Source organism: Anaerocolumna sp. (assembly GCF_032079385.1).
Classification (GTDB): domain Bacteria; phylum Bacillota; class Clostridia; order Lachnospirales; family Lachnospiraceae; genus Anaerocolumna.
In genome coordinates this window covers 1-11,148 of sequence record NZ_DAMAUC010000024.1, presented here as the reverse complement: position 1 = coordinate 11,148, position 11,148 = coordinate 1, and the positions used below count along the sequence as shown (strand labels likewise).

Sequence of the window (11,148 nt, the reverse complement as noted above, 5' to 3'; positions counted from 1 at the left end):
AAAACAGAGAACTTCATTTTTTCGTTTTTTAATAAGAAATTGTTGAGATTTTATTCGTAAATTCATAAGATTTTCTTAAGGTAGTAAATAATATAGGTTAATTATTATCTGGAAGCCATACAACAAACTCAATCTGCTCATTTTCACTGGAAGCGGTAATAGTTCCATGATGCAATTCAATAATCTCCTTTGCAATAGCAAGTCCAAGGCCTGCACCACCTGTTTTTGTAGCACGGGAAGTATCCAGGCGGTAGAATTGTTCAAAGATACGGCTTAGTTTTTCTTTGGAAATTGTATTGCCATGGTTTAAAAAACTCATTGATATGTGATCTTGTTCCTTAGTTACAGTTATTTCAATTGTACTGTTTTCAAAGCTATAATTAATTGCATTTCGAATCAGATTGTCAAAAACACGTTCCATTTTATTAATATCACACTTTATTTCCATATTGGGTGCAATTTCTAATTTACAATCTAAATTTTTCGTGTCTAATATTGGTTTGAATTCGTATACTATCTGTTCTAACATTCTTGATAAATTAGTGCGGCTTAATTCTAAAGTAAGATTACTTAAATTAAATCTGGTAATCTCAAAAAATTCATTGATGAGATCTTCTAAACGTTCTGCTTTATCTAATGAAATTGATAAATATTTTTCTCTCAGTTCCTCAGATATCTGCAATTCGTCCCGTAATAAGTTCAGGTATCCGATAACAGAAGTAAGAGGCGTCTTTAAATCGTGGGCTAGATATACAATTAAATCATTTTTACGTTGTTCCGATTCTTTGGCTAATCTTGCATTACGGATGGCCTGTTGTTTTATCTGATTCATTTGATCTTCTACTTGTTTTAATTCGTCTGGAAGATGAATTAAATTATCACCTGGCTCTACGAGCACATTACTGGCTTCTACAATAGTATCAACATACCCCAGGGTTTTTCTCCAAAATATAAGAAATATCACAATAAAACCAAGCAGCCAGCAACATGCCAAAAATAACAATTCGTTATTATTAATAAGCCTTAATACCCTATATAAGATGTTTTCATTTTCCCAAGAAAAAAAAGCAAAGAAAGTACTGGCAAATATAAAGGAAACAACTAAGGCAACTGAATAAATAACAAGTACTAAGAAGAATTGTGCAAATATTCTCCTTGTTAATTTCCCACCTGAGGATTTATATTTATTCTTATTCAATGGTATACCCCACCCCCCATACTGTTTTAATGAATTTCGGTTTTCTGGAAGGTTCCTTCATCTTCTCCCGTAATCTTGCCACATGGGCCATAACCGTATTGTTATTATCTAAATATTTCTCTCCCCAGACTGCTTCAAATAATTCTTCGGAAGAGATAACTTTACCTTTATGTTCACATAGATACCATAGAATAGAGAATTCAATGGGCGTTAATTGCAGCTCCTTACCATATAAAGTGCATTTATGGCTATCTTTATTAATTACTAGTCCTGCAAAATCAAATTCATTATTTTCCTCTGGAAGCTGAACCAGCCCCTCCAAATGATTATATTTCTTATACCTTCTTAATTGTGTCTTTACCCGTGCACAAAGTTCCAGCGGATTAAAGGGCTTAGTTATATAATCATCTGCCCCCAATGTTAGTCCCATAATTTTATCCATATCCTCCACCTTCGCAGTCAGCATTAGAACCGGGAAGAAATATTTTTCTCGTATCTTCTGGCATATGGAGAAACCATCCGTATCAGGAAGCATAACATCTAATATAGCCAAATCCAGTGGTACTGAATTGATACATTCAAGGGCTTCCTTTCCCGTATAGAATTTATATACATTATAATTCTCATTCTTTAGATAAACTTCAATTAAATCTGCAATTGGTTGTTCATCGTCTACAATTAATATATTAATACTCATAATATTCTTATATGATATATCTTATATTTATCTTGATTATAAAAACTCAAAATAATCCTTTAAAAAGCTTGACATATTTAAATCCTTAAATTTATGGATTTTGCAAGGACCTTTTAGTAAGGTTTAATGAGATTCTTATCATTTACTATTAGATATATCTTACAACTCCTTTTTTCTTATTGCCTTTTAATATTCATATTGTATTGAAGATTTAATCCGGTCTGCTGCCGCTTTTCCCTGATAGTGCTCAATAATAGAAGCAGCAAAATCAATAGCAGTTCCAAGCCCTTTGCTTGTAATAACATTCTTATCTTTTACCACTTTTTCATTGGTATAAACAGCACCAACTAATTTATCTTCAAATCCGGGATAGCAGGTGGCTTTCTTATCCTCTAAGATGCCATGCATTCCCAATACACTTGGAGCCGCACAAATTGCAGCAATCATTTTATTTTCAGAATTATGTTTCAGTAATAATTCACGTAGTTTCTTATGTTCCAATAGATGTGTAGTACCTGGCATTCCCCCTGGTAATACTAACATACTGGCATTATTATAATCAGTTTCATCAAATAACTCATCTGCAATCACTTTAATATTATGAGCCCCTGTAATCTCTTTAGACCCGGTGATAGAAACCATGGTAATATCAATTCCAGCTCTTCTTAGAAGATCCGTTACAGTAAGGCCCTCAATTTCTTCAAATCCGTCTGCTAAAAATATATAAACTTCTGACATAGAAACCTCCATTCCGGTGCTTTATACACCATTTATTAACAAAGCAATTTTTGTTCCACACATTGCCGGTAAAAAATATTTTTCAATCCGGCCTGTATTCACACCTTAACATCTTACAAGCAAATTTATATTTTACTCCGTTTGCATTATATTATGAACCAAAAATGTATTCATAATCTTGGCATTCCGTCCTGAATTTACAAGAAACCTACAAATTCTTTACTACGTTTACATTAGATCATGAATGAAAAAAGCCGGTTCATGATCTCCCTCTACGCTCAGTAATTGTAAGAACGATTGTATTTTTTCACTGCGCTCTTATTATATCATATATTTGTATTTTCTGTACTATCCATTGAACACTTTCCTAAATGTAATCCTCCTTGTTCTTTTATATCATGCATCATATACATCCTATGACCTTCTGCACTATCACCGAAGATTTTCCTATATACTGGAGGCCTGCTTCAATTTTCTTTTATATCAAACAACCTAACACCATATCATCCCTTACATAAGAAAGTGTACCAAGAGTACCATCGTAGTTATGAAGAAATCCATATTCCCCAATATCAAATCTGACCGCATTGGAACTGTATTCTCCAAGTACTTTAGAATTGATCACGTCTTCTATCGGTACAAAACTGCTTCCAAACCGCTCATTCATAGGCTCATAGGCGGTTTCTTTCAATGTGTTGTCCGAAACCGTATAGATATACATGTTTTCACAGCTCACAGGATGCAGCATCACGTTCTCCCAAAAACCATCGGGTACAATACTATCACCAGTATAATTCCACTTGCTAAGCCATTTATAATCCACCTTAAAAGCATCATCGTCAATAACCAGATATACATTCCCATTATTCATAAACCGATGTACTACTCCATCTTTTGTAATAATATAAAATGCATGACATTATTGTAATGGGCATTTTAAGTGACGAGTATAAGCAAATGTCTTACCATACCAACCGCCTATAGGCTTCGCTCTGATTTAGTTTTCTTACGCCTGATTGCTAAAAGAGAAAAGGAGTAGTTTCGGCTACCCCTTTCTCTCCTTCTTCTAATATTTGTCCTTTTCATTCATAGTATTACTCTTCTTCTAAACCAATCAATTTAAGCTATCTGTTCATTTCAGAAACAAACTCTATACTTTTAGCAGTCATCTCAATCCAGGCCGGACGAAATCCGCTTTTTATAGCATTCCGCACTGACCTGATATTAGACCATGCTGCACAGTAAAATGGAACTTTATTTCTCTGCAAAATTTCTAAAGCCAAATGACTCGTTAAAGCCGAGGCCACCCCTTTTTTTCTATATTCAGGTAACACATCCACTCCAATTTGCCACATAGTATCGCAATCATCTGAACAGCCTGCCAATCCTATCAGCCTGTTACCGTCATAAGCTCCCACTGCTAAAACATCTAAATGTTTTCTCTTATGGCACAATGCATTGCTCCATTCGTCCGTATACAAGTCCGCAAAATCCTTTGGCTCTAAAACTTTCATCTCATAATTACAATCCATTGCTGTAAGGACATTCACATCCGGCAGAAAGTATTCAGCCATAAAACAGATTCTCATACCTTTCTTTTGAAGCTCGTCATTGAGCATATGGAAATTCGGAGTTTCAAAACAATGTTCAACTGGATATTTATTAATATATTCTTTTACCGTATCTGCAATTTCCTTGTCTACAGATGCAACAATATTATTTCCGTAAGAAATCAGATTACAGTATAATGGTAATGTTAAGTATCTTCTGGCATTTGGGCTAACAGAAGATAGAACAACCTTATTATCATTATGAAAAAAATCTTCTCCACAACAGTTCGCATCTATAGCTGATTGATCCGTTGCAATTTTCAATATCTCTTGATTAGTCACAATATGCCTCCCTGATATAATAGTTTATTCTTTAACTTTTGAATATATCTTCATGTCAAGAACAATTCCGTTTTTTACAGCATTTTTCCTTAAAGTGCCCTCATTTACGAAACCTGATTTTTCAAGTATACGGCAGGACCCCAAGTTATGAGCAAAAGGCTCCGCAAAAATTCTTATAATATCAGTATTTTCAAAAATGTATTGACATACTTGCTTAACAGCACTTGTTCCAATTCCTTGTCCCCAGTATGGCTCTGCAATATAATAACCCATTTCTCCAGTTCTATAATGAATATTATCTTTGCGGAACACGCCAATACTTCCTACTGCCTTATCATTAACAGTAATTGCAAATGCATAGGTTGTATCTTTCTTTGAATCGAGCATTGCCGAAATATAATTCTTAGCATCATTTACCGTATATGGATATGGTAAGCCATCTCTTAGATTATCAAGAATCTTTTTGTTATCCAAAGCCTCCGCCAGATCTTTTGCATCTTCTACTCTCCATGAACGTATTTTACATTCCATTTCCAAACCCCCTATAGATAATATAAATAATTTAAATATAACATAAAAAATCAGGTTAAAAAAGAAACAATCTTGCTTCTTTTTCAACTTGGTTAATCATATGCTTTTAAATCAGATAAATTTTGAACTCTTTAAACCTGATTATGCTGATAACATTAATTACTTAAATAAAAAATTTCACTAAATCAGGATATAGAATATCTTGATTTACAATATAACTATCATGTGCATGCCCCTTCATTATTACTAATTCTGCATTTGGCAAGGCGTTTGTAAGATCAATAAATAACTCCGGTTTAAATATATCATGTTCCGCCGCTATAACTAACGTGGGAATGGTTACAGTTTTCACATCATCTAATTCAATATTCGGTTGTTCTAACATTAGCTTGAATAAAGGATCTTTGGTTTCTTCGTATGTTTCCTTTACAAATTGATAACTTTCTTTCTTAAAATCATCTGGTTTTAAATTCACACCCAAAAGCGCCATTTTACTAATACATTCCCCCTGATCCATTGCCAGAATTAAGGCAATAATAGCACCATCACTAAAGCCAACAATGTTTACTTTTCCTAAATTTAAAGTTTTGATAAAGAAATAAATATCTTTTGCCATGGTTTCATATGAATAATCTCCTGTTTTGGTACTTTCCCCATGATTTCTGCTATCAATAGAATATATGGTGAAATTATTTTCTAACTTTTTAGTAATCTCATCAAAAATATGATGATTTTCACCGTTCCCATGCAAAAGTATAAGGGGGTCACCCTTTCCAAGTTTTTCATAAGCAAGTTCAATATTATTTACCATTATCTTCATTTAGATTATCCTCCGCTTTTATACTCTAATTCATTTTTCTATTTTACCTTCTCTTAACGTTAAATACATAGTGGGGCATATCAACACCTCGATAATGCTTCACAAGCTCGTCGATACGAGTCATACCGTTTCTCTTTGCTACGTTCTGGGACGGTATATTTGTGTCCCGGATAATTGAATACACTTCTTTTGCATTCAGCTTATTAAAAGCGTATTCTTTACAGGCAATAGCCGCCTCACTTGCATATCCGCAATGCCAATATTTCTTTTGAAAAAGATATCCCACTTCCATAACCCGGCTGCCACTGTAATCCTGCATAGTTATTCCACACTGTCCAATCATGATACCTGTTTCTTTCAGAATAACCGCCCATAAACCAAACCCATATTCTTTATAGTTTCTCAGCTGTTTATCAAGCCAGTTTTGAACCTCATCATCTTTAAATCTACCCTCATAAGCATACATTACATCATCATCTTGTAAAATTTTACAAAGAGAAGGAAAATCCATTTCAACCATTTTTCTTAAAATAAGTCTTTTGGTTTCTAAAATCATAGTTCATTGTCTCCCTATAATAACCTGCATTTAATATATCATAAATATAATAAAAGAAAAAGCTTAAACCACAAGAGTTTAAGTAATAGCAGGTAAATAAAAAACAGCAACTCATAAAAAAGTTGCTGCAGCCTACAGAATATAAATAAATTTTGTTTATAGCATATTTACAATAGTATATCTACATAATAAAAAAACCACATGCAGTCCAAACTCCAGCATATGGCTTATTAGTAATGCGGATGAAGGGACTTGAACCCCCACGGTATCCCACTAGATCCTAAGTCTAGCGCGTCTGCCAGTTCCGCCACATCCGCAAAATGAGACATCCGGGATTCGAACCCGGGACACCTTGATTAAAAGTCAAGTGCTCTACCAACTGAGCTAATATCCCATCTGATGTTAACTATATTAAGTTAAACATCCTATCATCTAACAATATTCAGTTAGAAACTGGGCTAGCTGGATTCGAACCAGCGAATGCAGGAGTCAAAGTCCTGTGCCTTACCGCTTGGCGACAGCCCATTAATAATTAAAACAAATTTCATTACAAGGTGGATAAAGGGATTCGAACCCTTGGCCTCCAGAGCCACAATCTGGCGCGCTAACCAACTGCGCTATACCCACCATATAAAAACGTGCCAGAAGGGATTCGAACCCCCGACACACGGCTTAGAAGGCCGTTGCTCTATCCAACTGAGCTACTAGCACATTTCGACATGCAATCACGCACATCAAGCGGGTGATGGGAATCGAACCCACGTATCTAGCTTGGAAGGCTAGTGTTCTACCATTGAACTACACCCGCACATAAACTCTTTGCATAGAATTATTATGAAGCTTTGTGTAACAAATTCATTCTGCACTTAATACTATCTTGCACAAATCAACCGGATTTAAACCTGCTTGTACAAATCGGGGTGACAGGATTCGAACCTGCGACCTCTTGATCCCAAATCAAGCGCTCTAGCCAAGCTGAGCCACACCCCGTTTTCCAGTGTTTTGCCGTCTCTCTCGCGACGCAAGAATTATTATATAATAGACTTACTTTAATGTCAACAACTTTTTTAAACTTTTTTAAAAATTCTCTAGGAAAAAGCTTCCACGAGCGTTATTACGGGATAAATCGGGTATATTATACCCTGAAGAAATCATGGTTATCCCGTTATTTCAGATAGTTTAAAGTAAAGTGTGCCCTTCCGTCCTTATCTATATCCATAATAATAAAGGTTGGAACTGCACCCTCTTGTCTTGGCTGGGAAATACTGCCCGGATTAACAGCCCACACCCTACCTGATAAGTCAATCAAAGGACGATGGGTATGTCCAAATATGACAATATCCGCCCTATGTTCTTCTGCTGCTTCTTTTATAAAATCTGTTCTAAAATTAACACCATACCTGTGTCCATGAGTTAAAAACACAGTGTGATTACCTAGTTTAATAACCTTTTCTTTTTCTAAAGATGTATAATAATCATTATTACCACTAACCATCTCCACGTTACAAGGTGCAATTTCCCTTATTGAATCTTCATCTCCTTCAATATCTCCAAGGTGCAATATTAAATCTATAGGTTTAACCCTATCTATGGTTTTGATAAGGTTATTTATTCTTCCATGCGAATCGCTTACAATTAAAATTTTCATATTCACTCTTTCAACCATATACCAAAAGCAGTATTTAAATACTAAAGAACAAGTCGGTACCAAAGTATGATAATTAAGCCCGCCTAATTACTATGTTTTTACAAAACCACTTTTTAGCTTCTGTTTCACTCTTTCTAACAATATTCTTAAATTAATTTTCTTTTAGTTTTTTCCTTAATTCTTCTCTCATTTCCATTAAAGCTTTTCCTCTATGACTAATTTCATTCTTTTGCTCTAATGATAATTGTGCTAACGTATTACTAAATTCTGGTACCCAAAATATAGGATCATAACCAAAGCCGTTATTTCCAGTGGTTTCATATCCTATGAAACCTTCAATGGTAGCTCTCTTAGTCAAGATTTCATCATCCGGCATAGCACATGCAATTACACAGACAAATCTTGCACTTCTATCCTCTTGTTCCACATCTTTTAATTTATCCAAAATATGTTGATTTTTTATGTCGTATGAAGTGCCTTCCCCGAGGAACCTGGCAGAATACACTCCCGGAGCCTTATCCATGGCATCTACCTCTAAACCGGAGTCATCTGCCAAAACGATTTCACCGGTTAATTCCATGATTGTTTTTGCTTTTATTATAGCATTCTCTTCAAAGGTTTCACCATCTTCCACTATATTTACATGAATACCCGCTTCCTTTAAGGAAACGATCTCAACATTCAAATCACTTAATATAGCTTTTATTTCTTTTATTTTTCCTTCATTGGTTGTGGCAAAAATAATTCGTTTCATAGTATCTCCTATCTGCTGCCTAATTATATTTTTCTAACTCCTCATAGGCTTTCATAATGGCTTTATGTATTCCCTTTGCTATATCCCTTCTATTACTTTCCTGAAGTAAAAATTCCATTTCGCCCGGGTTTGACATAAATCCTACTTCCAATAAAGCCATAGGCATTTTGGCTTTTTTTACAATAACCACATCTTCTTCTTTTACAAGCCCCCGATTAATTTTATGTGTAACATTAGTAAGCTCTTCCAAACATATTTCTGCTAATTGTTTTGAACTAAAACCGTTGTCCATTGTAATGTCGTTATATAAAACTTCCCCTCCACTTGGTTCGGAGGATTCACTTCCATTACAATGTACACTAATAAAGAAATCTGCTTCCACATCATTAGCAAAAAAGACCCTGGGGTTTAAGTAAACTGTTTTATCCGAAGTTCTCGTATAATATACTTTAATATCTTCTTTATCCAGTAATTCCTGCAGATAAAGTACAATACTTAAATTTATTTCCTTTTCATAATGTTCTTCACCTTGTGAATAGGTCCCTGGATCGGTACCGCCATGCCCGGCATCAACGACCACGATTTTATTATATACATCCTTTGGGCGTTTTAAATCAATATATATATTTTCCTCATCCTGATATACCAAATTAGCATATATATTATCTAAAGTAATATATATAACTGCTGTGTAAAATCCTGTAGACTCGCTTTTTGTATAATCAACATGAAAGCTTTTCACAAGATCTAATGTTTCTTCTTCCGTTTCAACAGGTATTCCGGTAAATGTTGTATCCCCATTCACACGGTAGATTGAAGAATCATAAAAGCTTTTACCCTTCAGACCCTTTACCGTAATTTCAATGCTATGGTCCATATAATAGTCCTGGACTTCTACCGGAAACAGTGATTTTTCCTCTTTTTTAATAACAAGATACTTATCTCCTAAAGTATTATTTTTCAATTCCTCTTTCGAGATAATTCCATCTGTAATAACTTCTACTTCCAACTGTGTATTTTTTAAATCAACGGATTTTCCTCTATTTCGACTTTCATCCGCATAAATTTTCCTTTGATTGCTCGGTGAAATAGCGATAGCTATTGCTATAACTACCAACATAATCGTTAAACTATGAATTGCCAAAAGTTTCAGTCTTTGATCGTTCATCTATTTTCCCCCTGATATGTAGAATTATACTATGTTTTATCGAATTCTACAATAACATTTTCCCCTTTTCACTGGAATAAAATTGCTTTTTTAAAATTTAGAGGTATAATAAAATTGAAACAGCTTCATTTAGGAAAAATATATAGATTGCCCGTAAAAGGAAGGATAGTGAACATGGAAGTTAACAAAGATATTATCATACAAAAAGACAGCCATAAAACCATATTGCACCATTATTTTAGTTCCCAAGATCCGAAAGCAAGTATCCTCCTGTTACATGGAATGGCTGAACATCATAATCGTTATCATAACTTTGCAAAGTATTTATGCTCTAACGGGATCGATGTTTATCTCTATGACCATAGAGGACACGGAACAGATAAAATGATAAAGGAACTAGGCTTTTATAGCACATCTGACGGACATAAATTAGTAGTTGAAGATGCTTTGGAAGTTCTTTATTTTGTTATGAAAAAGAAACGATCCAATAAACTCTTCTTATTCGGTCACAGCATGGGTTCTCTAATAGCCCGTAATGTAATACAGCAAGAAGATAACCTGGACGGAGTTATTTTATGCGGAACAACCTGTCCTTCTAGATTGAAAGCAAAATCCGGTCTTTTTCTTGCACATATTGTCAAATTATTATACGGACCTATGCACCGTTCCAAGTTTATTGACAACCTGCTATTCGGTGCAAAATCTTATACATCATTATCCACCCGAACCTCCTTCGATTGGCTATCCAGAGATAACAACGCTGTAGGCGCATACATACATGATCCCTATTGCGGTTTTATCTGCACCATAAGTTTTTATATCGATCTGATAAAACTGTCTTTACAAGCCTCAAAACCATCTCTTATGAGTAAAACAAGGACCGACCTACCAATACACATTATTTCAGGCGATAAAGACCCTGTTGGCGGCTACGGTACCGAAATCCATCACTTAGTTGCCATGTACGAAAAATCAAACTTCAATAAACTCTCCTGGAAGTTATACCCTGAATGCCGGCACGAATTATTGCAAGAATTAAACTCTCACGAAATAATGGAAGACATACATAATTGGATTAATAAAAATTTGTTGCAGTAGGACGCTTTGCCTGGAGGGGTGTAGAGAACTCAGAAAGTGTTACTGGGG

Annotated in this window: 12 protein-coding genes and 7 tRNA genes; 1 reads left to right on the top strand and 18 read right to left on the bottom strand. The window is 34.8% G+C overall.

Annotation, left to right across the window (positions count from 1 at the left end):
• Positions 1 to 97 precede the first annotated feature (97 nt).
• The 18 genes from vanS to RT261_RS16400 form a co-directional block, all read right to left on the bottom strand.
• Entirely contained in the window at positions 98 to 1,198 is a 1,101-nt protein-coding gene (gene vanS / locus RT261_RS16485; protein WP_442871782.1) for a vancomycin resistance histidine kinase VanS, read from the bottom strand.
• Positions 1,191 to 1,895 carry a VanR-ABDEGLN family response regulator transcription factor gene (vanR, locus tag RT261_RS16480; RefSeq protein ID WP_313134128.1) on the bottom strand — a complete coding sequence of 235 codons (705 nt, stop codon included), beginning with the start codon at positions 1,893 to 1,895 and terminating at the stop codon, positions 1,191 to 1,193. Before vanR ends, vanS begins: the two co-directional genes overlap by 8 nt.
• A 186-nt stretch (positions 1,896 to 2,081) precedes the next feature.
• Positions 2,082 to 2,633, bottom strand: coding sequence for a DJ-1 family glyoxalase III (locus tag RT261_RS16475; RefSeq protein ID WP_313134127.1), 552 nt, complete (start codon positions 2,631 to 2,633; stop codon positions 2,082 to 2,084).
• Positions 2,634 to 3,111: 478 nt separating this feature from the next.
• The gene (locus RT261_RS16470) at positions 3,112 to 3,504 is read right to left on the bottom strand and encodes a hypothetical protein (RefSeq protein WP_313134126.1); all 393 of its coding nucleotides are present in this window, start codon (positions 3,502 to 3,504) and stop codon (positions 3,112 to 3,114) included.
• Positions 3,505 to 3,757: 253 nt separating this feature from the next.
• A complete protein-coding gene (locus tag RT261_RS16465) occupies positions 3,758 to 4,525 on the bottom strand; it encodes a GNAT family N-acetyltransferase (RefSeq protein ID WP_313134124.1) in 768 nt (255 codons plus the stop codon).
• Between the two features lie 24 nt (positions 4,526 to 4,549).
• Entirely contained in the window at positions 4,550 to 5,056 is a 507-nt protein-coding gene (locus RT261_RS16460; protein WP_313134123.1) for a GNAT family N-acetyltransferase, read from the bottom strand.
• Between the two features lie 163 nt (positions 5,057 to 5,219).
• Positions 5,220 to 5,876 (bottom strand): alpha/beta fold hydrolase, encoded by a 657-nt coding sequence (locus RT261_RS16455; protein WP_313134121.1) that lies wholly within the window; start codon positions 5,874 to 5,876, stop codon positions 5,220 to 5,222.
• 43 nt (positions 5,877 to 5,919) lie between these two features.
• Positions 5,920 to 6,432 (bottom strand): GNAT family N-acetyltransferase, encoded by a 513-nt coding sequence (locus RT261_RS16450; RefSeq protein WP_313134119.1) that lies wholly within the window; start codon positions 6,430 to 6,432, stop codon positions 5,920 to 5,922.
• Between the two features lie 237 nt (positions 6,433 to 6,669).
• A tRNA-Leu gene (locus RT261_RS16445) sits at positions 6,670 to 6,749 on the bottom strand.
• A gap of 4 nt (positions 6,750 to 6,753) precedes the next feature.
• Positions 6,754 to 6,826, bottom strand: a tRNA-Lys gene (locus RT261_RS16440).
• Between the two features lie 59 nt (positions 6,827 to 6,885).
• Positions 6,886 to 6,957: transfer RNA gene (locus tag RT261_RS16435), tRNA-Gln, on the bottom strand.
• 28 nt (positions 6,958 to 6,985) lie between these two features.
• A tRNA-His gene (locus tag RT261_RS16430) sits at positions 6,986 to 7,059 on the bottom strand.
• Positions 7,060 to 7,069: 10 nt separating this feature from the next.
• Positions 7,070 to 7,143, bottom strand: a tRNA-Arg gene (locus RT261_RS16425).
• 26 nt (positions 7,144 to 7,169) lie between these two features.
• A tRNA-Gly gene (locus tag RT261_RS16420) sits at positions 7,170 to 7,240 on the bottom strand.
• A gap of 107 nt (positions 7,241 to 7,347) precedes the next feature.
• Positions 7,348 to 7,422: transfer RNA gene (locus RT261_RS16415), tRNA-Pro, on the bottom strand.
• Between the two features lie 175 nt (positions 7,423 to 7,597).
• Positions 7,598 to 8,080 carry a metallophosphoesterase gene (locus RT261_RS16410; RefSeq protein WP_313134118.1) on the bottom strand — a complete coding sequence of 161 codons (483 nt, stop codon included), beginning with the start codon at positions 8,078 to 8,080 and terminating at the stop codon, positions 7,598 to 7,600.
• A 151-nt stretch (positions 8,081 to 8,231) separates the two neighbouring features.
• A complete protein-coding gene (locus RT261_RS16405) occupies positions 8,232 to 8,834 on the bottom strand; it encodes an XTP/dITP diphosphatase (protein WP_313134116.1) in 603 nt (200 codons plus the stop codon).
• A gap of 19 nt (positions 8,835 to 8,853) precedes the next feature.
• A complete protein-coding gene (locus RT261_RS16400) occupies positions 8,854 to 10,002 on the bottom strand; it encodes an N-acetylmuramoyl-L-alanine amidase family protein (RefSeq protein WP_313134115.1) in 1,149 nt (382 codons plus the stop codon).
• Between the two features lie 174 nt (positions 10,003 to 10,176).
• On the opposite strand from RT261_RS16400, the gene RT261_RS16395 reads away from it, so the two are divergent.
• Complete coding sequence (locus RT261_RS16395; protein WP_313134113.1) at positions 10,177 to 11,100, top strand: alpha/beta hydrolase; 924 nt, start codon at positions 10,177 to 10,179, stop codon at positions 11,098 to 11,100.
• Positions 11,101 to 11,148 lie beyond the last annotated feature (48 nt).

Coding starts and splice junctions, on each gene's coding strand:
- vanR (WP_313134128.1), bottom strand. CDS start 1,895: ATGAGTATTAATATATTAATTGTAGACGATGAACAACCAATTGCAGAT.
- RT261_RS16475 (WP_313134127.1), bottom strand. CDS start 2,633: ATGTCAGAAGTTTATATATTTTTAGCAGACGGATTTGAAGAAATTGAG.
- RT261_RS16470 (WP_313134126.1), bottom strand. CDS start 3,504: ATGAATAATGGGAATGTATATCTGGTTATTGACGATGATGCTTTTAAG.
- RT261_RS16460 (WP_313134123.1), bottom strand. CDS start 5,056: ATGGAATGTAAAATACGTTCATGGAGAGTAGAAGATGCAAAAGATCTG.
- RT261_RS16455 (WP_313134121.1), bottom strand. CDS start 5,876: ATGAAGATAATGGTAAATAATATTGAACTTGCTTATGAAAAACTTGGA.
- RT261_RS16450 (WP_313134119.1), bottom strand. CDS start 6,432: ATGATTTTAGAAACCAAAAGACTTATTTTAAGAAAAATGGTTGAAATG.
- RT261_RS16410 (WP_313134118.1), bottom strand. CDS start 8,080: ATGAAAATTTTAATTGTAAGCGATTCGCATGGAAGAATAAATAACCTT.
- RT261_RS16405 (WP_313134116.1), bottom strand. CDS start 8,834: ATGAAACGAATTATTTTTGCCACAACCAATGAAGGAAAAATAAAAGAA.
- RT261_RS16400 (WP_313134115.1), bottom strand. CDS start 10,002: ATGAACGATCAAAGACTGAAACTTTTGGCAATTCATAGTTTAACGATT.
- RT261_RS16395 (WP_313134113.1), top strand. CDS start 10,177: ATGGAAGTTAACAAAGATATTATCATACAAAAAGACAGCCATAAAACC.